The following is a 25,066-nucleotide window of genomic DNA, read 5'->3' as shown; positions in this document are numbered from 1 at the left end:
AGGGGTTGAATTGGCTGTTGGCAAACAAGGGGCTGTCCCCTTCTTCGCCGTCTACACTTGACGTTATCATGCCTTAGGCATACCCACACCCGGCGCGGAGGGCCGGATGGCCGCTGGGGTGCAAACCCGAGAGGAAAGTCCGGACTCCACAAGGTAACGGTGCCGGGTAACGCCCGGGCGGGGAAACCCGACGGAAAGCGCCACAGAAAACAAACCGCCTTGGTGACTCAGAGGTTCGCCTCCGGCAAAACCGAGGTAAGGATGAAACGGTGGGGTAAGAGCCCACCGCGTCCCTGGCAACAGGGATGGCACGGCAAGCCCCACCGGGAGCAATGCCGAATAGGGTCCCCGCGCGGGCCGGTCGGCGTCAGCCGATACCGCCGCTAGGCATGCCTTGGCCGAGAGGGACCGGGTTGGCAGCTGGAGCCGTGTAGTAATGCACGGCCTAGATGAATGGTCATCGAAGGGGGTAACCCCGGAACAGGATCCGGCTTACAGGCCCTCCGCGCAAGTTTTCCTCAACCTCCCGGGGGGGTGTAGACACCGGTCAGTTCCGCAGCCTTTTCGGTGATTGCCACAAAATCCTCTGCGGTCCAGGCGCGTACGGTTTCTACATCCGAGACTGCGCCCGAAGCAGCGACAGCCATTCCGACAGCAACAGCATCGGTGCCATCCGGGGCCTCGCTGATGACAACCACATCGTTTCTGCCGGTCGTGACATAAAACGAAATCAGTCTACCGCCAACTTTTTCCAACAATGCCTTTACGGGGCCAGTGCGATTTTCCGGCTTCTTCAGCATCCCTTTGACACCCGCATGTGAATATGACGCGTAGGTAATGAAAATAGGCATATCGATCTCCTAACGAGAGGGTTTTGGGACCATTGATTGGGCCGGTCCCCTGGCCGGATAATTTGTTCAGCTTGCTGAAAAGATCGGAGCAGAGATCAGCCAGACACCAAAAGCGATCAGGACAATCCCTGTCGCAGGAGCAATCCACTGGGCGCGAGGAAGCAATTTTTCCAGTGCCACATACAGTGCTATCCCAACGATCCAAAGCAGGTTCATGATGCCACCCACAAAGAGAAGGGCCATCAACGCCCAACAGCAGCCAAGGCAATAAAGCCCGTGCAGCGTGCCGGTGCGAAGCGCTCCTGTCGCGCCAGAACGATGATGCTTTGCGAGGAATTGTGCGGGGCTTTGGCAGTGGCGCAGACAAGCCGTTTTCAGGCTTGAAAGCTGATAGACGCCGGCTGCAACTAATACGAATCCTGCAAAGGTCTTGGACCGGATTGTCATCATCGGCCCATCCGACAGCCCAATGTGCTCCAAACCCCATTGAGCGCCCGTAGCAAGCGCGCTGAAGACAGCCCACGCTATGAGATAGCCCGACAGGAAAACGAGGCCGAGCAGGGAGACCTGGTCCTTTTCAGCCCCCATTCGTTTGATCGCAACATAGAGCAGGACGGTCGGCGCGGCGCTGGGTGTCATCATCGCGATCATCATCACCCACCACATCAGAAAGATGAGCACCCAATAGGTGGCGCTCCAGTGCGGTGCAGCACCCATCGACATCGGTTCGCCTATTGGGCCAGCCATGCGTGTCATCTGAATGGCGGACATGTCCATGCCAACGCCCGCAATAGTGTACCAGGATGCACCCAACAGAATCAGGCAGACACTGAACAGAACAATTGTACGATCATGCCTTAACAAGCTTTCGACCGCCCCGGTTTGGGGCGGCTTGGAATTCACTGACACAGGAACGCTCCGGCTACGCGCCGATCACACCGTGGCCCGAGATATTCAGGTGAGCCAGATGTGCATGCGTAGCGTCGAATGTCAGGCTGATTGCTCCGCCATTGGTTTTGGCGGATCCCGACGCAGCTTCGGCATGGCGATACTCAAATCCGTTTGGCAACTGGATCGAGGCACGATGCGGTGCCCCCGAAACAATATGCGGGATCGGGTTGACCTCGACGTCAAATACTCCCGGAGCTCTGGCATAGCCCCTGCGCTCTTCGCGATCCCAGTTAAGTTCGATTGGGATAAAGAGTGTTTCATGCTTCGTGGGTGCCATCGCACTGTAAACGTACCACATGGTTGCCATCTCATCGGTGTCTTCGCCCGTCATTATGGCTTGTAGGGCAGCCCTCTGATCAGCATTGGCCTTGTCGTCAATGATCAGCTGCATCTGGCCGTTGCCCTCATGAATAGGGCCAGGCCAGTAATAGACGCCTGCTGCTCGAACGCCGGCAAGATCCGTGTCCCCGTACCGCCCGCTCGTAATGTCAAAGACCACAACAGCCTCACAGTTCCCATGGGTTGGAAGAACGCTGAACTGGCATGGGCAACCGAAGTTGCAATTGCAATTGGCCAGTTCTTCGCCCTGAATAGTCCATTCAGTCATGATAGCCCCCCAAGAAAAATCGAACCTAAAAACCCTGCTGACAGAGTTTGTTGCCCGTTTCTGATGCCTCGCAAATTGAGCCCGCAATTGGCTTCTTGGCATTGTGGAGTGGGCGGAGATTATCACGGATCCGTGAACTCTCCAAACCACTGCGCGGGAAAGCGCCAGTTCGTATCAAATGATTTGTGATACTTGTTCGCCGATTCTGGTTGACTCGGGCGTGCCAGCGGGTAAAAGCGCACGCTCATAGGAATTCAACCGAAAGGCCCCTGCCTTTTCGGACGCAGGAGATAACCATGGCGAAGCCGACGACAATCAAGATCCGTCTGAACTCGACCGCGGGCACGGGCCACTTCTACGTGACCAAGAAAAATGCGCGCACCATGACTGAAAAGATGACCGTTCGTAAATACGACCCGGTTGTCCGCAAGCATGTCGAGTACAAAGAAGGCAAGATCAAGTAATCTGCCGTCTTACATAGACATTTCTCGGAAAGGGCTCTGTGATCGCAGAGCCCTTTTTTAATTGACTGAGAACTTGTTGGTATCTTTGGTGCTGTCGCCGCTTCTGCCGTAAGCCGTTGCAACAGCGCATCAGCATGCAAGCCAATCTGTTCGCGCGTGGCTTGCATTTTCAGTTCACCTGCCGCTACGCTTCAGCAAATCGCTACAAAATGTTGACCGCCATGAAAAAAATCATATTGCCTGCTATTGCAGTTCTGACGCTTTCGGCCTGCGAGGATCCGTTCAACCGTGAGGGCATCGGCTTCACCGGAATTGATGGAGAACCGCGAGATGTTGCGGATGTGAATGGGGCGGTCGCCTTCCTGCCTCCCGAGACGAATGTACCGGCCGAACTGGCAGAGCTGCCGACGATCAGGGTCGCCACTGATAAGACCGAGCTGTCCAAGGTTGCGGGTGTGGCGATTACGAATGGCGGAAAAAACGTATCCAATGCGGTGCAGCTGTCTGGCGACCAAATCAACCTTTTCCTCAGCACGGTCAGCGTAAACGGTACCTTGTTTGGGGTATTGCGTACAGAGAGCGGTCATGTAGACAACTCCCTCGGCTCAATCTTCGGTAGCGAGACCGAGCGCTTTACAGGCTGCTTGCCTGCAGGCGATGTCTATCGCAAAGGAAATTCCTCACGTAGTTCGGGTTTCGCTGTTCCGCTGAACTGCAGCTGAGCAGAATCCAAAATTAGTCTTGCATGGCCCCTGTCAGCTTTGACAGGGGCTTTTCTTTGCGGTCAATTACCTGTGCGCCACTCTGCGAAATGCATGACAGGACGCAGACCAGCACGTTCCACCAATCCTGCCGAAGCCGAATTGAACTCGGCATAGGTGATCGCCAGAACCTGCCCTCCAGCTTCACGCAGCATGGCGCGGGCAGCCTCCAACAGTGCCAGGCCAATGCCCTGTCTGCGTTGTTCAGAATCGACGCAGATATGGTGGACCATTGCACGCGTTTCCGATGCACGGAACGGGGTCGCATCGCGATTTTCGATTTCGATAATGGTGTATCCCAACAACGCGCCGCCCTTCTCAAAACCCAAGGCATGTATGTCATGTTGAGAAAGCCAGGTTTGCAGATGTGTAATCATGTCTCGATCTTCGGGCAGGGGTGCATATCGATCAGGTTGGTGCGTCAAGTGCAATTCATGAACCTGATGCAGTAAGGGCAAAAGCCGATGAGACTGCGAGGGCGGGATTTTGACTATGGTCATCGAGAAAGCTCCAAACAAAAAAGGGCGGGTCTTTTGGACCCGCCCTTTCGCTTTGAATTTGGTGTCGCGTTATTCGCGGTTGCCGAACAGCTGCAGCAGGAACATGAACATGTTGATAAAGTCCAGATACAGGCTCAACGCGCCCATGATCGCGGCTTTACCCAACCATTCCTGATCGCCCGAATGGGCCATCTGCAGGTAGGTGTTCTTAATGTTCTGAGTGTCGTACGCCGTCAGGCCCGCGAAGATCAGCACGCCTAGGACCGAGATGGCAAAGGCGACGGCCGAAGAGGCCAGAAAGATGTTCACAACCATTGCAACGATCAGGCCGATTACACCCATGATCAGGAACGTGCCCATCGCGGACAGGTCTTTTTTGGTCGTATACCCGTACAGCGAAAGGCCTGCGAAGGCGATTGCTGTGATCAGGAACACCTGAATGATTGACTGGCCAGTGAAGACCAGGAAAATCCAGCTGATCGATACACCCATGACAGCGGCAAACAGATAGAAAACCGTCTGTGCACCGGCTGCGGACAGGCGGTTGATCCCGGCGCTGAAGCCAAAGATGAAGGCCAGCGGGGCGAACATGATCACCCATTTAAGGGGCGAGGCGAACAGTGCGTATCCGAGCGAAGTCAGATACTTGGTCTCGCTCAACTGCGCTGCGGCCGCCGAGGGATCAGTTGTGGTTGCCAGGCCGGAAATCGCCCAGGCCGCCGCAAATGTGATCAGCATGCCTACGGACATTGTGCCGTAGACTTTGTTCATGTGGGCGCGCAGGCCCTCGTCAATCTCGGCAGCGCGCGCACCGGTCGCTGTCCGGATCGTATCGAATTGTGCCATTAAGGGTCTCCCTTCGAAAGTCTTTACTCAGTTCGCAATTGCGAACCGATTTCCCTGCAAATATCGGAGAGTGAGGCACATGTTTCAAGAGTTTTACGCTTAAAACCCGCTGAATCTGTCAGCAAATTTGGCGGCTGACGTGTCGCAGCCGCCAAATTGCGCTTTCAGGTCATTTAATACAGTCGTTTGTGCCAGTTATCAGGCGCATCCCAAAATGGACGGGCGGCTTCGGTGTCCGCCTCGGCGCGGGAAACTCCGATGTCTTCAAGGGCGCGGTCGTCAAGTTTGGCAAGGCTGCGACGCTGTCGGGCGAGGCCTAAAAGGGTCCACAATCCAAGGCCTTTGGACGGTCTCCGGTGTGCGCATTTCTTTGAAACAGCAACTTGGGTCATAATCTTTGTCCTTTCCTTGCTCTGTGATGTGTTTTCTGCTTTTCATCAACTTCCTTGATTTATATGGCGCAACGTGACACATTTTAAAAATGAATGTTTATGACGAGAACCATAAGGATTCTTGAACATGCGAAATTTGGACATAACAACCCTGCGGTCGTTCGTGGCTGTCGCTGACCATGGCGGCGTGACTCGTGCTGCCGGGTTTCTGCACCTGACACAGTCGGCCGTATCAATGCAGCTCAAACGGCTAGAGGAATTGTTGGGGCTGGAGCTGCTGGATCGCAGTGGTCGGACGATTGCACTTACTGCATCTGGTGAACAGTTGCTTGCCTACGCTCGGCGTATGGTGGCTTTGAATGACGAGGTGATTTCGAAGCTTACCGATCAGGCTTTCGAGGGTGAGGTGGTACTGGGTGTGCCGCATGACATCGTATATCCGGCTATTCCTCGCGTTCTACAGCGCTTCAACGCTGATTTTCCGCGCGTCAGGGTGCAGCTGGTGTCGTCATATACCCTGCAACTTAAGGAGATGTTCCGGCGCGGTGAATGTGACGTGATCCTGACGACCGAGGCATCGGCCCCGGATGGAGGTGAAACCGTCGCAGAGTTGCCTTTGCGTTGGATTGGCGCGCCGGGCGGGTCGGCATGGCGTCGTCGCCCGATACCCCTCGCGCTGGGTCGTCGCTGCATGTTCAGGCCTCAGGTGATCTCGGCTCTGGATGCCGCTGGTATTCCATGGGAGCTGTCCGTCGAGACCGAAAATGACCGCACGATCGAGGCAACTGTGAGTGCCGATCTTGCGGTTCACGCGATGCTCGAGGGAACCGAGGCCGCACACCTGGAAAAAATCGAATCCGGAGGTGTGCTGCCGGAATTGCCTGCACATGTGATCAACCTCTATGGCGGTGACGTAGGGCGCGGCGCGGTTGTCGAGGCGTTGGCCTCGTTGGTTCGTCAGAATTTCCGGTTGCTTGGTGGAGTGCCCCTTAAGGCTGTTGTCGGCTGAGGGAACTCAGGGCGTAATCACGATTTTGCCGGTAGATTTGCGCTCTTTCAGAAGTGTCATGCCTTCAGCCACGTCCTTCAGCGGAAGGGTGTGGCTGATATGCGGTTTGATCCGTCCTTCTGCGTGCCAGCGGAACAGAGTGTCAAAGCTGTTCCGAACAATTTCGGGGCGAAAATTCAGATACCCGCCGATGTAAAAACCAATCACGGTCAGATTCTTGACCAGCAGATGGTTGGCCGGAATCTGCGGCACGTCTCCACCGGCGAAACCGATGGGCAGCAGGCGCCCCTCGGGATTCGTGGCGCGAAAGGCCGCCTTGAAGACATCGCCGCCGATGGCGTCATAAACCACATCCGCGCCCCCAAGCGACTTGACCCGCTCACGCAAATCTTCGTTCGCATCAATCAGGTGATCTGCGCCAGCGGTTTTTGCAACGGCCAGCTTATCTTCACCCCGGGCCTGGGCGATGACGGTGGCGCCCATCAGCTTTCCGATTTCTACGGCGGTCAGGCCAACACCACCTGCGGCCCCGGTAACCAAAAGCGTTTCACCCGGTCTGAGATGTGCGCGATGGTCCAGCGCGATGTGACTGGTCCCATATGCGATCTGAATGGCTGCAGCATCTTCAAAGCTTGTGGATTCAGGCAGGGGAATTGCGCGGTTTGCGTCAAACACGCCAAACTCTGCCAATCCGCCTTGCCCGGAATAGATCGCGACGCGATCTCCTGTTTTCAGATGAGAGACATTAGGCCCGACCTCATCAACGATACCGGCAATTTCCATGCCCTGCGTAAACGGAGCGGCCGGGGTATCCTGATAAGTTCCCTTCTGCATCAGCAGATCCGCAAAGTTCAGGCCGCAGGCGCGAATGGCCACGCGCACCTGGCCTTGGCCCGGGGTGGGAAGGTCTACCTCACAAAGCTCGGCCTTAGCGCCGGTGGATTGAATTCGATATGCCAACATGAATGCTCTCCGTCTTGGCGACATAGGCCGGTGAGATGGTCGGATTGTCAATCGTTCAGGAAAGCCACGCAGCGCGCGTCTGAGGAAACCCTTTGTTTCCTTTGTGGAAACGACGATAGCAATTTCGGTCGCGGCACAACCACAAACCTTTGTACTTTGTTACGGACTCAACCTTCTTGAAAAAAATCCTAAAAGCGGCAATATTGGCGCATAGTGCTGTTTCGGGGGGCACGATCCGAATTAGGGAGTTCTTAATTGCTGACTCGCTAGCTTAGCGGTCATGACTGATGTCGCGTTTCCCGGACGGTTGTGTGTGTAGTAGAGGAGAATACCAATGACCCATCCCGTCGATGTCCATGTGGGCAAGCGTGTCCGGCATCGCCGCTGGCTGATTGGCATGACCCAGCAGCAGTTGGCGCAGCAAGTTGGTATCAAGTTTCAGCAAATCCAGAAGTATGAGACGGGTGCCAACCGGATCAGCGCATCACGCCTTTGGGATATCGCCGAGGCATTGGACGTTCCGGTTAGCTTTTTCTTTGAAGGCCTGGAAGAGGTTCATAAGGAAGATGCCGACAAGAAATCGGTTCCTGCCGACCTGATGGGCGACAAAGAAGCGCTTGATCTGGTGCGTTCGTACTACGCAATTCCTGAGAACCAGCGCCGCCGTCTGTTCGAACTCGCTCGCGTGCTTAGCGACGTCGCCTGAGACAAGCGCTTGACACTTGGGTGATCTGAACGCACGGGTAGTGCATGCAGAATACTCAGCTTAGCGATCTTGAGGTTGCCGACAAAATGGCCGACGCAGCGCGTGCGGCTATACTCCCTTATTTTCGGCAATCGAATCTGGAAACAGACAACAAACTTTCTGCCGGTTTCGACCCGGTCACAGTTGCGGATCGCGAAGCCGAAAAAGCAATGCGTGCAGTTTTGGCTGAATTTCGCCCGAATGACGGGATTTTGGGCGAAGAGTTTGGCCACAACGATGGAACCAGCGGTCGAACCTGGGTTCTCGACCCAATCGATGGCACGCGGGGATTTATCAGCGGCACACCCACATGGGGTGTGCTGATAGCGCTTAGCGAAGCAAACGGACCAATACTCGGGGTCATTGATCAGCCATATATTGGAGAACGGTTTGTGGGTGGCGGCGATGTTGCCCACATGATCGGTCCGCAAGGTAAATCTCCCTTGGGTACCCGATCCACCCGCGATCTGAACGACGCGATTCTGTTCACCACCTTTCCCGAAGTTGGCACGCCAACCGAAGCAGAGGCATTCAGGGCCGTCGCCCAACACGTTAAGCTGACGCGCTATGGCATGGATTGTTACGCCTACGCACTGCTGGCCGCGGGGCAGGTGGATCTTGTGATCGAAGCCGGGTTGAATTCCTATGACATTCAGGCACCGATTGGTCTGATCCAGACAGCAGGCGGGGTCGTGACGGATTGGCAAGGTGAGCCTGCACATAATGGCGGGCGGGCGCTTGCGGCGGCAAATCCGGATATTCACGCTGCTGCCTTAGAGATTTTGCGGAGCTTCTGAATTCTGTTGCTGCATCGGGGCCGCTCGACTAAACATATTCTGGCCGGTTCTTAAGCCCGTTTTCCACCGGCCTTCGCATTCTTGGCATGAGACGGGCATATGCAGGAGTGCGAAGAATGTCCGAAATCCTCATTAAAAACGCTGACACCATCCTCACCATGGATGACACACGCCAGGAATTGACTGGCGCGGATATTTTGATCCGAGATGGTCAAATTTCACAGATCGGCCATGGGCTTAATACAATGGGAGAGGTTTACGATGCATCCGGTTGCGTCGTCACACCGGGCCTCGTGAACACGCACCACCATCTTTACCAAACTCTGACACGCGCGGTTCCCGGCGGACAGGATGCGTTGCTGTTTGGGTGGCTCAAAACACTCTATCCAATCTGGGCGCGTTTTGGCCCGGCCGAGATGTTCACCTCGGCGCAAATCGGGTTGGCAGAACTGGCTTTGTCCGGCTGTACCCTCAGTTCAGACCATCTCTATCTCTATCCGAATGGATCGAGACTGGACGACACAATCGCCGCCGCGTCCGAATTGGGGCTGCGTTTTCAGCCTACGCGAGGCGCAATGAGCATTGGCGAAAGTGACGGTGGTTTGCCCCCGGACAGTTTGGTCGAAGCAGAAGCGGACATACTCGAAGACATGATCCGCGTGGTAGACGCCTTTCATGATCCGTCTGAGGGTTCCATGTGCCGTGTGGGTCTTGCACCCTGTTCTCCGTTCTCGGTCAGCCGGGATCTGATGCGCGACGCCGCTTTGTTGGCGCGTGACAAGGGTGTGATGCTGCACACCCACCTTGCCGAAAATGACGAAGACATCGCCTATTCCGAGGCGCAGTTCGGATGTCGTCCCGGACAATATGCCGAAGAGCTGGGCTGGACCGGTCCGGATGTCTGGCATGCGCATTGCGTCAAGTTGGACGGGGCCGAGATTGATCTGTTCGCCAGAACGGGGACCGGGGTTGCGCATTGCCCATGTTCGAACTGTCGGTTGGGTTCAGGTATCGCGCCTGTCCGTGCGATGCGGGATCAGGGAGTAAATGTTGGATTGGGCGCTGATGGTTCGGCAAGCAACGACAACGGCAACCTGATGCTTGAGGCGCGACAGGCCATGTTGTTGCAGCGTGTTGCGAACGGGGCTGATGCGATGTCTTCCCGCGAAGCGCTGGAGATCGCGACCCGTGGTGGCGCTGATGTTCTGGGCCGTCCGGATTGTGGGCGGCTGCAGCGTGGGAAACGCGCGGATATCGCCATTTGGGACATGCGAAGCATCGAGAGCGCAGGCAGCTGGGATCCCGCCGCTCTTCTGTTGGCGGGACCAATGCGGATCAAACACCTGTTTGTCGAAGGAAGGCAGATTGTGCGCGACGGTCATATCACGACCATCGATTTGCCTCGTGTCATCGAACGCCAGAACAGGCTGGCGATGGCCTTGCAGAATTAAACTATATTTGGCGCGTGACCGCTCGACCGCTGATCCAGACATCGGCAATCGCGCGGTCATCGCCCATCATGATTGTCGGGAATACGGCTTCCCACAGATCGTCCGCATTGGCTTCTCGCTGGGCGATCGCAGGCGTTGAGGCGAGGTTCACAACCACCAGATCAGCCTCCATGCCGGGTGCGATGTTGCCAATGCTGTCACCCATGCGCAGCGTACGTGCAGATCCGACCGTACCCAGCCACAGCAATTGTGCCGGATGCAGCGGACGACCACGCAGCTGTCCGATCTCGTAGGCAGCGGCCATGGTGCGCAGCATCGAGAAGCTGGATCCGCCACCTGTATCCGTGGCCAGGCCCACGCGATGCCCATCGGAAATCAAGCCATTCATGTCAAACAAGCCCGAACCAATAAACGTGTTGGAGGTCGGGCAGTGAATCAGCGCTGCGTCCACCTCGCGCAGGCGATCACGTTCACGATCCTCCAGATGAATGACATGACCATAAAGGCCGCGACCACCCAGAAGGCCGAATTGCTCGTAAGTATCGAGATAATCGCGCGCATTCGGGAACAACGACCGGACCCACTCGATCTCATCCGTTTGTTCGCTGAGATGGGTCTGCATCAGACAGTCGGGATGTTCCGCCCAAAGCGCGCCCATCGCCTCCAGCTGGTCCGGGGTGGATGTGGGCGAGAAGCGGGGTGTGATGGCATAAGAGATTCTGCCAGTGCCGTGCCACTTTTCCAGCAGAGCCTTGGACTGATCATACCCCGATTGCGCAGTGTCTCGCAGACCTTCGGGCGCGTTCCGATCCATGCAGGTCTTGCCTGCCACGACCCGCTGTCCGCGCTCCTGTGCTGCGGTAAAGAAGGCATCAACGCTTTCGGGATGGATGGTGCAGAAGCTGCACATCGTTGTGGTCCCGTGTGCAGCGGTCAGGTCCAGATAGCGGTTGGCAATTTCCGAAGCATACTCAGGCGAGCCGAATTTCATCTCTTCGGGGAAGGTGTAGGTATTCAACCAATCGATCAGGCGTTTGCCCCAGCTGGCGATCATCGCGGTCTGCGGGTAGTGCACATGCGGATCAACAAAACCCGCCATGATCAGTTGCTCACCATAATCCTTAACGTCGGCATCGGGATTGGCACGGGTCAGATCATTGGCTGTGCCCAAGGCAACGACACGCCCTGCTTCGATCAAAACCGCTTCATTTACTGTGGCTGCGTCGGTTGGTTCACCCTCGAATGGTGAGCCGTCAAAACTCAGTACGCGCCCTTTCAAAAGCGTCTTTTGCGCCATTTGCCCTGTTCTCCGCCTGTTTGGGATCGCGTTACAGCATAGGCGGAGGAAAGATGTGGGTAAATTAGACCATTGTCATTGTTTTCCGGTAGCTGCTTCTTCTATTTAGGGGCCAATCACCAAACAAAGGGGGCAGCGCATGACGACAGGCACTGATGAGGTCAGACCCGATCAGTCCCGGGATGACGACGCCTATGCGCTGGATCGGCGGACCGTTGCGGCGATACTTTATGCGGTTGATGTTGATGACCGTATGAAGCTGATCGAGCTGATGGAACCGCTGCACGCGGCTGACATCGCTGACCTTCTGGAACAGATCAATCCCTATGATCGTGCACGCCTGATCCGTCTGTATGACAAGGAATTTGACGGCGATATCCTGTCCGAACTGGATGAAGCCCTTCGGGAAGAGGTGATTGGCGTCCTGAAGCCAGACGTGCTGGCCGAAGCTGTGCGCGATATGGAAAGCGACGATGTTGTCGACTTGCTCGAAGACCTCGAAGAGCCACAGCAGGAGACGATTCTTGATGCGCTTGAGGATTCCGAGCGTATCGCCGCCGAGCAGGCACTGTCCTATCCAGAGAACTCCGCTGGTCGTCTTATGCAGCGCGAGGTCGTCATGTCACCCGAGCACTGGACAGTGGGACAGGCGATTGACTTCATGCGGGCCAATGATGATCTGCCCGAGCAATTCTATCACGTCATTCTTGTTGATCCGCGGCTGAAACCCGTTGCCCAGGTTACCCTTGGCAAGCTTATGGCTGCCCGGCGCGAAGTTCCGCTTCACGACATTGCCGAAGAAGAGTTTCACATCATCCCGGTCGATCAGGATGAAGAGGATGTGGCCTATGCCTTCAATCAGTACCACCTGATTTCAGCCCCGGTGGTCGATGGCGACGGGCGGCTGGTTGGCGTTATCACCATTGATGACGCAATGGTCGTTCTGGACGAGGAATACGAAGAGGACATGCTGCGTCTTGCGGGTGTCAGCGACGAAAGCTCATTGTCCGATAGTGTTGCGGCAACCAGTAAGCGGCGTTTGCCCTGGCTGGCGGTGAACCTGTGCACGGCGATCTGTGGATCACTGGTGATTTCGCAGTTCGAAGGGGCCATCGATCAGCTGGTGGCGCTGGCCATTCTGATGCCGATCGTGGCTTCGATGGGTGGGAATGCGGGTACTCAATCTCTTACGGTTGCTGTTCGGGCGCTGGCGACACGCGACCTGACCGGTTCGAACGTTGGGCGCGTTATCCGGCGAGAGTTGTTGGTCGGTATGCTGAACGGGCTGTGTTTTGCGGTGGTGTTGGGCACCGTGGGTATGATGTGGTTTGACTCTCCGTGGCTGGGTGTCGTGATCGGATCGGCGCTGGTCGTGAATATGATCATCGCAGGCTTTGCAGGTACGGTAGTACCGGTGGTGCTGGACCGTATGGGTGTTGACCCGGCGCTGGCGTCAGGAACCTTTGTGACGACTACAACGGATGTCATGGGTTTCTTCATATTCCTTGGGCTCGCCAGCGTGGTGCTATTGTGACCGAAACAACTGATCTGACTGAAATAAAGGCCGCTGCACGCAAGGCGGCATTTGCGCGTCGTAAGGCTGCCTTTGACGGCCGCCAGCCGGGCGTGGCTGGGCGCCTGTCCGAGGTTCTTGCCGGTCACCGCGGTGTTCCTATTTCGGGCTACATGCCCATCCGCACCGAGATTGACCCGCTACCGGCGATGGCCGAGGCCGCTGCTTACGGCCCGGTCGGCGTGCCTGTCATACAGGCGGCAGGGCAGCCGTTGCGCTTTTCCCGCTGGACACCGGAGGGAGCATTAAAAGATGGCCCATTCGGGGCAATGGTGCCTGAAATTGATGATTATTTCGATCCCGAGATTTTGGTCGTTCCACTCGTCGCCTTTGATACGAAAGGTGGCCGGCTGGGATATGGTGGCGGGTTTTATGACCGGACTCTGGAAGGGCTGCGCGCCAAACGCCCGACGCTGGCCATCGGTTTCGCCTTTGACGCGCAGGAAGCCGAAGATTTGCCGCTTGAACCGACAGATCAGCCGCTGGACATGGTCATCACGGAAAGCCGAGTTCTGACTTTCTGAGATCTATTTTTCGAAGTGGCTGCGCAGATAGTCCCAAGCATCCACTTCGGTACCATCCTTTAGGATGCAAACGCCGTATTCGCTGCCATCGGTATTCTTGCGGATTTGATACTCGCCCTCGTTCTCGATACAGAATGTGGCGGCCGGATTTGCCATTGTTGTTCTGGTGGTGGCTTGCGCTAATGCACTTGTGGCTGTGAGTGCTGCAAGGGTCGCGATCGCAATAGGTTTCATCAAATTCTCCTTCGATATCAATTTCCATGAAACAGATTGGTGTATTTATATGTGAATGCAAGCCCGTAGGACGGCGCGTAATTGGCACGGTTCCGCCTTGTTATTGCCGCCTCCAGCCCCTAGGACGCCTTTTATGAGGATTTTGTTTCTGGGTGATGTGATGGGGCGCGCCGGTCGCGCTGCCATCCAGCAGCATCTGCCGCGTCTGCGTGACGAATGGCGGTTGGATTTCGTGGTAGTGAACGGTGAGAATGCCTCGAACGGAATGGGGCTGACCGGGGATCACGCCAAACTGCTTCTGGATTCCGGTGCAGATTGCGTGACGCTGGGCGATCATGCGTTCGACCAGAAAGATATGCTGCAATTCATCGAGAAAGAGCCGCGCATCGTCCGGCCGGTAAACTTTGCCAAAGGGGCACCGGGGCGGGGGCATCGTCTCTTTGCCGCGCCCGGCGGCCGCAAAGTGCTCGTGGTTCAGGTTCTTGGGCAGGTTTTCATGAAACGGCCATTTGACGATCCTTTCTCGGCGATTGAACCAATCCTGAAATCACACCCTCGAGGAGGGCAGGCGCAGGCCATCATCGTGGATATGCATTGCGAGGCCACGTCGGAAAAAATGGCGATGGGCCACTATTGCGACAAGCGCGCCAGTCTCGTGGTGGGTACACATACCCATGTGCCGACGGCTGATGCTCAGATTCTACCGGGGGGTTCAGCTTACTTGACCGACGCAGGAATGTGCGGCGACTACGACTCCGTCATCGGTATGGACAAGCACGAGCCCATGCGCCGCTTCATCACCGGTATGCCTAAGGCGCGATTTACACCCGCGAATGGCGAGGCCACCTTAAGCGGTGTGTTTGTGGAAACCGATGATCGCGACGGTCAGGCCAAGTCAGTGCGCATGGTGCGGATCGGTGGGCGTCTGGAACAAGCAGGTCCTTAGGTAACACGTCAGGCTTGCCCTGCAGCGTTCTATGCGTGAAACTGCCCACTAGGCGCTTTTGCCAGACTAGGGTTCGGACAGAATACCACGAATGCAATTCCTTCAACTGACAGATACAGGCAGTGCAATTCTCGCACTGGTGGTTGTTGCGGGCATGTTCATCATGTTCCTGCGCGAAGTTTACCCGACCGAGGTTGTAGCCATTGGCGGTGTCGCCCTGATGCTGGTCACCGGTATCCTGCCTTATCAAAGCGCATTGGCGGTGCTGTCAAACCCGGCGCCTTGGACGATTGCAGCAATGTTCATCATAATGGGCGCGCTGGTTCGCACTGGGGCACTGGATGCGTTCACATCGACGGCGCAGAAACAGGCGCAGGTCAATCCTAAGATCGCAATCGCAACACTTATGGCATTTGTGGTTTTCGCCTCAGCGGTGGTATCGAATACACCCGTCGTTGTGGTGATGATCCCTGTCTTCGTACAGATCGCGCGAACGCTGAATGTCCCGGCTTCGAAACTGCTGATCCCGCTGAGTTATGCGGCCATTCTGGGTGGAACTCTGACCCTGATCGGGACATCCACCAACCTGTTGGTTGACGGTGTTGCGCGCGCGCAGGGACTACCTGCCTTCACCATCTTCGAAGTCACACCTCTTGGCATCGCGCTGGTGATTTACGGCATGTTCTATCTGCGGTTCATCGCACCGCGTCTGTTGCCGGATCGCGATAGCATGGCCAGCATGCTCAGCGACCGATCAAAGATGAAGTTCTTTACCGAAGCCGTTGTGCCGCCTGACAGTAATCTGATCGATCGCGAAGTCACAGGCGTGCGTTTGTTCAAGCGCCCGGGTGTTCGTCTGATCGACGTCATCAGGGGTGACGACTCGCTGCGCCGGAACCTGAAGGGCGTTACCTTGAAGGTGGGCGACCGGGTCGTTTTACGTACTGAGATGACAGAATTGCTGAGCCTTCAGCGCAATCCCGAACTCAAGCGGGTTGATCAGGTTTCTGCTGTGGAAACCAAGACGGTCGAAGTTCTTATTACGCCGGGTTGTCGCATGGTGGGGCGTACACTGGGTGCACTGCGCTTGCGTCGGCGGTATGGTGTATACGTACTTGCGGTTCATCGCCGGAACCAGAATATCGGTCGCCAGCTGGACGATTTGGTCGTCCGCGTTGGTGATACACTGCTTTTAGAGGGCGCGCCCGCCGATATTCAGAAACTGGCTGCCGATATGGACATGGTTGATGTTTCTCAGCCATCAGCGCGTGCTTTCCGTCGGAGCCACGCTCCGATCGCTATTGGATCACTGGCGGGCATCGTCGTGCTTGCCGCGCTTGGCGTTGCACCGATCCTTCTGCTGTCAATTCTCGCGGTCGCTGTTGTCCTGCTGACCCGCTGTATTGACGCTGATGAAGCGTTTTCCTTTGTCGAAGGTCGCCTGCTGGCGCTGATCTTTGCAATGTTGGCTATCGGTGCTGCTCTGGATCATTCCGGAGCGGTGTCGTTGATTGTCGAAGCTGTTGCCCCGAGTCTGAGCATGCTCCCACCGTTCCTGATTGTTTGGGCGGTGTATCTGCTCACATCGGTACTGACAGAGATGGTTTCGAACAACGCGGTTGCGGTTGTGGTAACGCCGATCGCCATCGGCCTCGCGCAGGCGGTCGGAATCGATCCGCGTCCGTTGGTTGTGGCGGTCATGGTGGCGGCCTCCGCGTCTTTTGCCACGCCGATCGGATACCAGACGAACATGATGGTCTATGGCCCCGGTGGATACCGGTTCCTGGATTTCATGAAGGTTGGCATCCCACTTAATCTGACCTGCGGTCTGTTGGCCTCGCTCTTAATTCCATTGATTTGGCCGCTCTGAAACCGGCGTGGAATCGCCGAGACTGGTTTAAGAGCCTTGTAAACCAAAGCGATTACACGATCTTTTAGAGTAGAGCTTTTCAGAAGGGGATTGAGATATGCCCAAGACCGGACGGGCCGTTCTAGCCAGCACAGCGATTTGGGCCACTTTGTGTGGGGCTGGTATCGCTGGAACAATTCAGGGTTCCGCAACCTATCGTGAGAAGATTGCGGTTCCACCCGATGCAACCCTTTATGTTGAACTTCAAGATGTATCCAAGGCCGATGCACCCGCCGAGATACTGGCGGCTCAGCGATATGCACTGACTGGTGTGCCTGCGGATTTTGAGCTGACTTATGATGATGCACTGATCAAGGACAATATGCGCTATGTGGTTCGTGGATCGATTTATCAGGGTCAGAAACTGATATTCACTACGGATACCGCCTATCCGGTTCTGACAGACGGGGCAGGCGACTCCGCTGATCTGGTTTTGGTAAAGGTACAACCTCAAGGGGTTGCTATGCTCGAAAACACTACATGGAATGCGGCTGTCTTGCAGGGCGCTGCACTGAATACTGACAAACGTCCTGAAATATCGTTTGCGGCGGGTGGTGCTTTTTCGGGGACCAGCGGTTGCAATCGCTTTAACGGTCAGGCCGATATCTCGGGCAGCAGTATCGACTTTCCTGACAACATGGCCGCGACACTGATGGCTTGCCCGCCTCCGCTTGATGAGGTTGAACGGCAATTCTTCAAGGCGCTGCAAAGCACGACAACATATGCGTTGAAGGGGGAAAGACTCGCTTTCCTGAATGCAGCGGGTGAACCCGTTGTTCAGTTCACCCTCTCTCAGTAGAACGGCAATTGGTCACGCGACCGCGCGTGATCGACCAGCATTCCGGCCCGAGAAGATACAGCCACCAAGGAAGGTTCCTTCAAGCGCATTGTATCCGTGGTAGCCGCCGCCGCCAAAGCCTGCGACCTCGCCGGCAGCAAACAGGCCCGGCACGACCTGTCCGTCGGCACCGATCATCTGGCTGTCCAGATTGGTCTGCAACCCGCCCAGCGTTTTGCGGGTGAGGACATGCAGTTTTACCGCGATCAGAGGGCCATTCGCCGGATCAAGGAACTTGTGTGGCTTCGCCGTACGGATCAGTTTGTCCCCCCGATAGTTGCGCGCCGCAAGGATAGCCATCATCTGTGCGTCTTTCGAGAACGGATTATCGACCTGTGAATCACGTGCCTCGATCTGAGCGCGCAGATGCGCTTCGTCGATCAGTCCGCCGCCAAGGTGGTTCATGCCGCTCACCAGCTCGGTCAGCGTATTGGCGACGACAAAATCTTCGCCTTTCTCCTTGAACGCCTCGACCGGACCAGTTGCCTTGGAGCCTGACAGGACACGCTGGCGAATGACTTCTTTCCAACTGCCCGAGGTGAAATCCGGGTTCTGTTCTGAACCCGAAAGGGCGAACTCCTTCTTGATCACTTTCTGGGTCAGCACGAACCAGCTGTATTCATATCCGGTTTTCAGGATTTCGCGCAGTGTTCCTAGTGTGTCAAATCCTGGCAAGCAGGGCGGTTGCAGCCGGTTGCCTTCGGCATCAAACCACATCGAACTTGGGCCCGGCAGAATGCGGATGCCATGTGCGGGCCAGATCGGATCCCAGTTTCGGACGCCTTCAGTGTAGTGCCACATGCGGTCTCCATTGATGATATGCCCGCCCGCCTTTTCGCTGATTGGGATCATCCGTCCATCGACGTGAAAGGGCACACCTGCCACCATATTCTCTGGCGGTTTGCCTAGCCGGTCCTGAGGCCAGTTCTTGCGCACCATCTCAAAGTTCCCTCCGATCCCGCCCGAGGTTACGATGACGGATGGTGCGTAGAATTCGAATTCGCCTACCTCATCCCGGTTGGTTTTGCCGCCGCGCTGCGCGATGTCATCCGCCAGAACTTCGCCCGAGATGCCTTTGGCGGATCCATTTTGCATAATGATGTGACTGACCTGATGGCGGAACTTCAAGTCGATGAGGCCAGCACTGACATGTTCGCGAACGCGTCGAATAAAATGTTCCAGAACGCCCGGCCCGGTACCCCATGTGATGTGAAACCGCGGAACCGAGTTCCCATGGCCATCGGCGTACGATCCGCCACGTTCGGCCCAACCCACAACCGGGAACCAGCGCAGGCCCATCTCATGCAGCCATGGGCGCATCTCACCGGCCGCGAACTCAACATACGCCTCAGCCCATTTGCGAGGCCACAGGTCGTCCTCGCGATCAAACTGAGCGCTGCCCATCCAGTCACGCAAAGCCAGTTCCTGACTGTCGCGAATGCCCATGCGGCGCTGTTCCGGTGTGTTGACCATGAACAAACCGCCCAGGCTCCAGAATGCCTGCCCGCCCAGAAAATGCTCAGGCTCCTGATCGACAACAATCACCTTCTTGCCGCGATCCCCAAGCTCAGCCGCTGCCGCAAGCCCTGCAAGACCACCCCCGACGACAATCGCATCTGCTGTGTTGTTGGTCATCGGATGTCCTTTCAGCGGTTACGGAACCAGACAAGAAACGGGATTGCGACGGCATACATCGTGATCCCATAAACGGCCGATGGCAGCGCCAAAGGGCTGAAGCCACTTTCCGTACCGGTGATGAGCGCAGCCAGTGTGATACCCAGGGTCGAATTTTGAATGCCGGTTTCGATCGAGATCGTCTTGCTTTCGTTCCACGACAGATTTGCAGCGCGCGCCAGACCAAGCCCGATCAGTAAAAGTGCTACGTTCAGTGAAATCAACCCGGCGCCCATGATCCCGAGATTGTCGACGAAAAGTTGCCAGTTTCCAGCCAAGGCAGCGACAACGATCAGGACAAACAGGACGGTCGCCAGTTTGGACAATCCCGTATCGATCCTGTTGGCAAATCCCGTGGCAAAATGGCGAAGACTGACACCGATTGCCACTGGCAGCGTGGTGATCAGGAACATCGCAATGGCAAGCCCGCTGATCGAAACCTCTGGGGCGTCATCGCCCATAAAGTGGTTGATCGACCACGCCGCCAGCACAGGAACGGTGATGATGGACAACAGGCTGATCACGGCGGTCAGGCTGACAGACAGGGCCACGTCAGCTTTCGCAAGTTTGGACAGGATGTTGCTGGTAACGCCACCGGGACAAAAACTGAGCAGCATAAAGCCGACAGCAATTTCCGGTGGCAATGCAAAGAGTTTGACGGTGATGAACGCCGCGACAGGCAACAGTATCACCTGGCATATCGCGCCGATGGCGAAAGGGTATCGCCTGCTTATGACGCGCCTGAAATCGGCAACCTCCAATCCGATACCCAGAGACAGCATGATTATGGCCAGCGATACGGGCAGGCCGACATTGATTAGCAGATCCAAGAAACAACTCCTCCCAAAGCCGTTCGGACCAGCCTAAGCGAGGGAGATTGGAACAGGCAACCGCGCCGTTGGGTCACTCGTACCGTTGGGCAAACCGGCGCAGGATTTCGCCTGGCTGTGTCACATCAGCTGCATGACACATATCGATCAGAGATTGTGCATCTTCAGGTGGGAAATAGCCGTGGTTTTTGTAGATGTTTATGCGCTGCTCAAAGTCCCGTGCGTCGGCTTCGGGGTGAAATTGCGTCGCATAGACGTTCTTGCCCCAGCGGATCATCTGATACGGGCAGCGGGCGGACGACACCAGATGCACACACCCTTCGGGCAATTCCTGCACCGCTTCTTTGTGCCCGACAAAGGCTTCGAACTCGGGCAGCAGCCCTGCGGTCATGGGGTCATCGGCTGCGTCTGAGGTCAGCTGGCATGTCGATGGACCGACAGGCTCTCCGTATTGTTTCTTGCTGACCTCTCCACCCAGATGTGCCGCCAGAATGCCCAGCCCGTAGCAGCATCCCATGAAGGGGTGATCATGCGCCGTTATCTGAGGCATGAGGCCCATGATTGCACTTTCAATGCGCGCGTCCATTTCAGATTTGGTGGCTGGATCATCGCTGACGCAGCCGGGACCGCCACCAACGATGACACCGGCATAGTCAGTCACCTGCAGACCCTCGGGCAAGTCCTCGCAATCCAGCCGGATGCGATGAGTGCGTTCTACGGGCAGACCTGTTTTATCCAGAATGGATGCAAATTCCGCATCGGACGCATCAGCTTCGGGGCGCAGTTGGAGGATCAGAAAACGTTTCATAGTCTGCCCTTACCGTGGTCTCGCCCCACCATGCAAGCTGTCGCTCAAAGTGGCCAGAACACGAGGATCGCGGGCACAGATACAGCAATGATCAGTATTTCCAACGGCAGTCCCATGCGCCAGTAGTCGCCAAAACGATAACCGCCCGGACCAAGGACCAGCGTGTTATTCTTATGCCCGATTGGAGTGAGAAACGCTGCCGAAGCCGCAACTGCGACGGTCATTAGGAACGGATCCGGAGAAACCTCCAGCGTGCGGGCCATCTGAATGCCGACTGGAGCGGCAACGATAGCCGTCGCTGTATTGTTCAGAACATCCGACAGGGTCATGGTCACGACCATCAGGACGGTCAGAATGGCCCAAGCGGGCAGCCCATCGGTGAGCTGAACCAGAGCATTCGCAATCAGTTCTGTCCCTCCCGAAGTTTCCAGCGCGCTGCCCAACGGGATCATGGACCCAAGCAGCACGACCACTGGCCATTCAATGTGATTGTAGATGTCGGCAATTGGCAGGATCTTGGTCAAAACATAAGCGATGACGACCAAACCAAGGGCAACCGGCAGGTAAATCAGACCAATGCTGGCGGCCAAAACAGCGGCGGCAAACAAGCCAATGGCAAGCCACGCTTTCTCGTTTGCGGTTACGTTCAGACCGCGTTGAGCCAGTGGCAAACACCCCAGCCACTCGGTCACATCGGCGCTGCGATCCCTTGGGCAGAGCAGCAGCAGGATATCACCCGCTTCAACTTCGGTTTTGCGAACCTGTTGCGTAATCCTACGTCCCTGACGGGAGATGCCCATCAGAACCGTGCTCTGCCGCCACGCCAGCCCAAGCCCCTGTGCCGTCCGGCCAGTGATACGCGCACTTTCGGGTGCCACAACCTCAATCACTTCCAGACCTTCGCCTTCTGCTGTCAGCAACTCCTGTCGGCGCGTGTCCGAGAAATCGAGATTCAGGGCCGCGCGGAACTCATCCAGTGCTTCGGGCCGCGCTTCAAGAACCAGCGCATCGCCTTCACGCAAGCTGGTATGCGCAGACCGGCCATAACGCCTTTTGCCATCCCGGATCAGTCCGATAATCGCAACATCGGACTTCTCCGATGCCTCATAGAGCTCGCTAACACGTTTTCCGATATGTGCGGATTCTGGAGGAATGGTCAGTTCAGCGATGTATTCAGCCAGCGCCTCAGAAGTTTCGGTTTGAGGTCCCCGGTTCGGGATCAGCCTCCACCCAACCAGCGACACAAATGCGAGGCCGGCAACCGCAGCCAGACCGCCGACAGGGGCGAAGTCAAACATGCGAAATGGTTCGCCCAGCGTCTCTGCCCGGATAGATGCGATGATGATGTTGGGTGGGGTGCCGATCAGGGTGGCCATGCCGCCAAGGATGGTCGCAAAGCTCAGCGGCATCAGGGTCAGTCCGACTGATCGCCCTGCTTTTCGCGCTGTCTGAATATCCACGGGCATCAGCAGGGCAAGTGCAGCGACGTTGTTCATGAATGCTGACAGAACGGCACCGATTCCACCCATCAGCGCGATGTGCGCGCCCAGACCACGCGACGCGTCAACCAGGGTGCGTGTGATCAGAAACACCGCCCCCGAACGGACCAATCCGGCCGATACGACCAGAACAAGTGCAACGATGATGGTGGCGGGATGGCCAAACCCCGAGAACGCGTTGTCGACGGGTACGACGCCCAAAACCACACCGACCATCAGGGCGGCGAAGGCGACAAGGTCGTATCGAAACCGCCCCCACAACAGTAAAGCGAATACAGTGATGAAAAGGGTGAAAAGAATGATCTGATCTGGCGTCATACCGCCACCATACCCGCGCATTCGCGACGAACAAGCCGATCTCTTGATCCTCGCCCCCGCAAACGTCTATATGTGCGCCAAATACGCAATCACTATCACGAGGACGCAACATGGCAGGCCATTCCAAATGGGCCAACATCCAGCACCGCAAGGGGCGTCAGGACGCCGCGCGGTCCAAATTGTTTTCCAAACTGTCGAAAGAAATCACCGTTGCCGCAAAGATGGGCGACCCTGATCCCGACAAGAACCCGCGCCTGCGTCTGGCGGTGAAAGAGGCCAAGTCGAACTCGGTCCCCAAGGACGTGATCGACCGCGCGATCAAGAAATCGGTTGCAGGCGAAGGCGACGACTACGAAGAAATCCGGTACGAGGGCTATGGCCCGAACGGTGTGGCCGTGATCGTCGAGACCATGACCGACAACCGCAACCGGACTGCATCAACAGTGCGCTCGACCTTCTCCAAAAACGGCGGCAACCTGGGCGAGACTGGTTCAGTCGGGTTCATGTTCGAACGCAAGGGTGAAGTTGTTTATACGGCATCAGTTGGTGACGCTGACACCGTGTTCGAAGCGGCGATCGAAGCAGGCGCTGAAGATGTCGAAAGCTCGGACGAAGGCCACATCATCTGGTGCGCGGATACAGATCTGAATGACGTGTCCAATGCACTAGAAGCGGCGCTGGGCGAGACCGAGTCCACCAAGCTGGTGTGGAAGCCGACCACCACAACCGAGCTGGGTCTGGAAGACATGCAAAAGCTGATGAAGCTGGTGGATGCGCTGGAAGACGATGATGACGTTCAGCGCGTTACCACGAACTTCGAAGCATCGGACGAGGTCATGGCGCAACTCTGAATTCTGCGACCCTGACGACTGTTTTAAACCCGGTTCAATGAGCCGGGTTTTTCGTTTTTTGCGCGTTAAACTTACCGCTTGGCCGAAATTGTTTGAGGCTATAGGCTTGTGTTCAGATGGCAAAACGACGGGGAAATGGCGGGTAAGTCCACGACCGATCTCGAAAGGCGAAACGTCCCTGTATTGGCAGGGCAGAGTATTCTGTCGCAAGTCGCGTGGACAATGGGCAGCCCGTCAGTTGTTCTGCCTTTTCTGGCGGTCTCCCTTGAAATGCCGATGTTTTTGGCTGGAGCACTGGTGTCGGTTCGAAAAATTGGTGGCACGCTGTCGGATGTTTTTCTTGCTGGCCGGATTTCCGCAAAACAACAGAAAAAGCGCGCAATAGCGCTGACTGAAATTGGCATAGGCGCTTGCTTGTTGGTGGCGATTGTTGTCGCTGCGGTTGGAGGCACACCACTGATTGCTGTGGCGTTTGTGGCTGCGTTTTTTTGCATCGGATTGGTGGAAGAGATCCAAAGCCTCATGCTGACTGATCTGCTGGGTGATCATCTGAAGTCGAAATCCAGGATGTGGATGCATTATCTGCAGCTTGGCGCCGGGGGATTGGGTGCAATCGCACTGACCTTGATACTGCACGAAATTACCAAGGAAAATCCGCCGTTTTCGCGCCACTCGACGGTAATTGCTGCAGCCGTTACCTTTTTTGTTCTTTCCGGTCTGTCCATTCTTGCGATGGCAGAGCTTGCCCGGGATGACAAAACCGGGATGCAGGCCGAACGCCCGCAACACCGGTCGGCAGGTCAGTACATCGGCGACATTCGTGCAATGTTTGATCAGGCCTGGTTCCGGCAATATCTGGTGATGCGGCTGCCGTTGGTTGTGGTTGCGTTGGCCGTGCCATTTTTTGCGTTGATTGCGGCCGAGGCGCATCATGCGACTGCCAAGGGTTTAACCGCCCTGATCATTTCATCGGCATCGGGGTATCTGATCTCTGCGCCATTGTGGCAATTCATAAACATGAAGTCGCATCGCGCGGTAATGGTCACCGGAACATTGATGGTGGCCGCGACCGGAGCGGTACTGGTTTCTGTCCACTACATCGGCATTGATCACGATATACACTTGCACGCGGTGGCCTTGTTCATCGTGACGGTGGCGGTGACGGGTATTAGCAGCGCAAGGAAGCTTTATTTCTTGGACGTCGCACCAAAGGAACAACGCGTCAATGGGTCTGCAGCGATCAAAAGCATCTGCAGACTATCTGCTGTCATAATCTCTGCCGCTTTAGCGGCCGTAGCCCATATGCACGAAGTCGCACTGGCGATCGTGTTCATCGTTATCTGCAGTTTATGGGCCGCATATGCCTGCTATCGCGTGGTCTTGCCAACGAACCGATTAGCAGAGCAACAGACCGGTGCAGCTGAATAA

General features: G+C 56.3%; 26 protein-coding genes and 1 other RNA gene. 14 read left to right on the top strand and 13 right to left on the bottom strand.

Features of this window, described 5'->3' with window-relative positions; genetic code table 11:
• The first annotated feature begins 94 nt into the window (after positions 1-94).
• An RNA gene (rnpB, locus tag ACR0IO_RS03120) (RNase P RNA component class A) lies at positions 95-511 on the top strand.
• 7 nt (positions 512-518) lie between these two features.
• On the opposite strand, the gene ACR0IO_RS03115 is transcribed toward rnpB, so the two are convergent.
• The 3 genes from ACR0IO_RS03115 to ACR0IO_RS03105 form a co-directional block, all read right to left on the bottom strand.
• Complete coding sequence (locus ACR0IO_RS03115; protein ID WP_155145366.1) at positions 519-851, bottom strand: GYD domain-containing protein; 333 nt, start codon at positions 849-851, stop codon at positions 519-521.
• Between the two features lie 66 nt (positions 852-917).
• A complete protein-coding gene (locus tag ACR0IO_RS03110; RefSeq protein ID WP_480739494.1) occupies positions 918-1,760 on the bottom strand; it encodes a DUF2182 domain-containing protein in 843 nt (280 codons plus the stop codon).
• Between the two features lie 13 nt (positions 1,761-1,773).
• A complete protein-coding gene (locus ACR0IO_RS03105) occupies positions 1,774-2,409 on the bottom strand; it encodes a DUF1326 domain-containing protein (RefSeq protein WP_480739492.1) in 636 nt (211 codons plus the stop codon).
• Between the two features lie 296 nt (positions 2,410-2,705).
• Here ACR0IO_RS03105 and rpmG point away from each other — a divergent pair, with 296 nt between their 5' ends.
• Both rpmG and ACR0IO_RS03095 read left to right on the top strand, forming a co-directional pair.
• Positions 2,706-2,873, top strand: coding sequence for a 50S ribosomal protein L33 (gene rpmG, locus ACR0IO_RS03100; protein WP_007799108.1), 168 nt, complete (start codon positions 2,706-2,708; stop codon positions 2,871-2,873).
• A gap of 116 nt (positions 2,874-2,989) precedes the next feature.
• Complete coding sequence (locus ACR0IO_RS03095) at positions 2,990-3,595, top strand: hypothetical protein (protein ID WP_480739490.1); 606 nt, start codon at positions 2,990-2,992, stop codon at positions 3,593-3,595.
• 62 nt (positions 3,596-3,657) lie between these two features.
• Here the strand turns inward: ACR0IO_RS03095 and ACR0IO_RS03090 are convergent, their stop codons facing one another.
• The 3 genes from ACR0IO_RS03090 to ACR0IO_RS03080 all read right to left on the bottom strand — a co-directional run bounded on the left by ACR0IO_RS03090 (position 3,658) and on the right by ACR0IO_RS03080 (position 5,372).
• Positions 3,658-4,134, bottom strand: coding sequence for an N-acetyltransferase family protein (locus tag ACR0IO_RS03090; RefSeq protein ID WP_480739488.1), 477 nt, complete (start codon positions 4,132-4,134; stop codon positions 3,658-3,660).
• Between the two features lie 69 nt (positions 4,135-4,203).
• On the bottom strand, positions 4,204-4,980 hold the full coding sequence (locus tag ACR0IO_RS03085; protein WP_170331578.1) for a Bax inhibitor-1/YccA family protein: 777 nt from the start codon (positions 4,978-4,980) through the stop codon (positions 4,204-4,206).
• Positions 4,981-5,153: 173 nt separating this feature from the next.
• Complete coding sequence (locus ACR0IO_RS03080) at positions 5,154-5,372, bottom strand: DUF1127 domain-containing protein (protein ID WP_155145359.1); 219 nt, start codon at positions 5,370-5,372, stop codon at positions 5,154-5,156.
• A 127-nt stretch (positions 5,373-5,499) separates the two neighbouring features.
• On the opposite strand from ACR0IO_RS03080, the gene ACR0IO_RS03075 reads away from it, so the two are divergent.
• Positions 5,500-6,381, top strand: coding sequence for a LysR family transcriptional regulator (locus tag ACR0IO_RS03075; protein ID WP_480739481.1), 882 nt, complete (start codon positions 5,500-5,502; stop codon positions 6,379-6,381).
• Between the two features lie 6 nt (positions 6,382-6,387).
• Here the strand turns inward: ACR0IO_RS03075 and ACR0IO_RS03070 are convergent, their stop codons facing one another.
• Positions 6,388-7,344, bottom strand: a complete 957-nt coding sequence (locus ACR0IO_RS03070) for an NADPH:quinone oxidoreductase family protein (protein WP_480739479.1) — start codon at positions 7,342-7,344, stop codon at positions 6,388-6,390.
• Between the two features lie 334 nt (positions 7,345-7,678).
• On the opposite strand from ACR0IO_RS03070, the gene ACR0IO_RS03065 reads away from it, so the two are divergent.
• The 3 genes from ACR0IO_RS03065 (at position 7,679) to ACR0IO_RS03055 (ending at position 10,337) form a co-directional block, all read left to right on the top strand.
• Entirely contained in the window at positions 7,679-8,050 is a 372-nt protein-coding gene (locus ACR0IO_RS03065; protein ID WP_480739477.1) for a helix-turn-helix domain-containing protein, read from the top strand.
• 44 nt (positions 8,051-8,094) lie between these two features.
• A complete protein-coding gene (hisN, locus tag ACR0IO_RS03060; RefSeq protein ID WP_480739475.1) occupies positions 8,095-8,886 on the top strand; it encodes a histidinol-phosphatase in 792 nt (263 codons plus the stop codon).
• 116 nt (positions 8,887-9,002) lie between these two features.
• Entirely contained in the window at positions 9,003-10,337 is a 1,335-nt protein-coding gene (locus tag ACR0IO_RS03055; RefSeq protein WP_480739472.1) for an 8-oxoguanine deaminase, read from the top strand.
• Position 10,338: 1 nt separating this feature from the next.
• Here ACR0IO_RS03055 and guaD read toward each other — a convergent pair whose 3' ends face one another.
• Positions 10,339-11,634 carry a guanine deaminase gene (guaD, locus tag ACR0IO_RS03050; protein WP_480739470.1) on the bottom strand — a complete coding sequence of 432 codons (1,296 nt, stop codon included), beginning with the start codon at positions 11,632-11,634 and terminating at the stop codon, positions 10,339-10,341.
• Positions 11,635-11,773: 139 nt separating this feature from the next.
• Here guaD and mgtE point away from each other — a divergent pair, with 139 nt between their 5' ends.
• Positions 11,774-13,168, top strand: a complete 1,395-nt coding sequence (gene mgtE, locus ACR0IO_RS03045) for a magnesium transporter (protein ID WP_170331591.1) — start codon at positions 11,774-11,776, stop codon at positions 13,166-13,168.
• Positions 13,165-13,731: a 5-formyltetrahydrofolate cyclo-ligase gene (locus ACR0IO_RS03040; RefSeq protein ID WP_480739468.1), complete on the top strand. Its 567-nt coding sequence runs from the start codon at positions 13,165-13,167 to the stop codon at positions 13,729-13,731. Before mgtE ends, ACR0IO_RS03040 begins: the two co-directional genes overlap by 4 nt.
• 3 nt (positions 13,732-13,734) lie before the next feature.
• Here the strand turns inward: ACR0IO_RS03040 and ACR0IO_RS03035 are convergent, their stop codons facing one another.
• Entirely contained in the window at positions 13,735-13,965 is a 231-nt protein-coding gene (locus ACR0IO_RS03035; RefSeq protein WP_170331607.1) for a putative hemolysin, read from the bottom strand.
• A 133-nt stretch (positions 13,966-14,098) separates the two neighbouring features.
• Between ACR0IO_RS03035 and ACR0IO_RS03030 the strand changes: the two genes are divergently transcribed.
• From ACR0IO_RS03030 to ACR0IO_RS03020, 3 genes are all read left to right on the top strand, one after another.
• Positions 14,099-14,911, top strand: coding sequence for a TIGR00282 family metallophosphoesterase (locus ACR0IO_RS03030; protein WP_480739465.1), 813 nt, complete (start codon positions 14,099-14,101; stop codon positions 14,909-14,911).
• A 91-nt stretch (positions 14,912-15,002) separates the two neighbouring features.
• Positions 15,003-16,781, top strand: a complete 1,779-nt coding sequence (locus tag ACR0IO_RS03025) for an SLC13 family permease (protein ID WP_170331611.1) — start codon at positions 15,003-15,005, stop codon at positions 16,779-16,781.
• Between the two features lie 97 nt (positions 16,782-16,878).
• Positions 16,879-17,619, top strand: coding sequence for a YbaY family lipoprotein (locus ACR0IO_RS03020; RefSeq protein WP_480739463.1), 741 nt, complete (start codon positions 16,879-16,881; stop codon positions 17,617-17,619).
• A 12-nt stretch (positions 17,620-17,631) separates the two neighbouring features.
• Here the strand turns inward: ACR0IO_RS03020 and ACR0IO_RS03015 are convergent, their stop codons facing one another.
• From ACR0IO_RS03015 to ACR0IO_RS03000, 4 genes are all read right to left on the bottom strand, one after another.
• A complete protein-coding gene (locus tag ACR0IO_RS03015) occupies positions 17,632-19,293 on the bottom strand; it encodes an FAD-binding dehydrogenase (protein WP_480739461.1) in 1,662 nt (553 codons plus the stop codon).
• Positions 19,294-19,304: 11 nt separating this feature from the next.
• Positions 19,305-20,162: a bile acid:sodium symporter family protein gene (locus tag ACR0IO_RS03010; RefSeq protein WP_480739459.1), complete on the bottom strand. Its 858-nt coding sequence runs from the start codon at positions 20,160-20,162 to the stop codon at positions 19,305-19,307.
• A gap of 73 nt (positions 20,163-20,235) precedes the next feature.
• Positions 20,236-20,970: a glutamine amidotransferase gene (locus tag ACR0IO_RS03005; protein WP_480739457.1), complete on the bottom strand. Its 735-nt coding sequence runs from the start codon at positions 20,968-20,970 to the stop codon at positions 20,236-20,238.
• Positions 20,971-21,014: 44 nt separating this feature from the next.
• A complete protein-coding gene (locus tag ACR0IO_RS03000; protein WP_480739781.1) occupies positions 21,015-22,787 on the bottom strand; it encodes an SLC13 family permease in 1,773 nt (590 codons plus the stop codon).
• Between the two features lie 110 nt (positions 22,788-22,897).
• Here ACR0IO_RS03000 and ACR0IO_RS02995 point away from each other — a divergent pair, with 110 nt between their 5' ends.
• On the top strand, positions 22,898-23,638 hold the full coding sequence (locus ACR0IO_RS02995) for a YebC/PmpR family DNA-binding transcriptional regulator (protein WP_155145326.1): 741 nt from the start codon (positions 22,898-22,900) through the stop codon (positions 23,636-23,638).
• 108 nt (positions 23,639-23,746) lie between these two features.
• Positions 23,747-25,066 carry an MFS transporter gene (locus ACR0IO_RS02990; protein ID WP_480739455.1) on the top strand — a complete coding sequence of 440 codons (1,320 nt, stop codon included), beginning with the start codon at positions 23,747-23,749 and terminating at the stop codon, positions 25,064-25,066.

It is taken from the genome of Ruegeria sp. CE12 (assembly GCF_056537525.1).
Note: the sequence above shows the minus strand (reverse complement) of the source record. Positions and strands in the feature narration are given on the sequence as shown.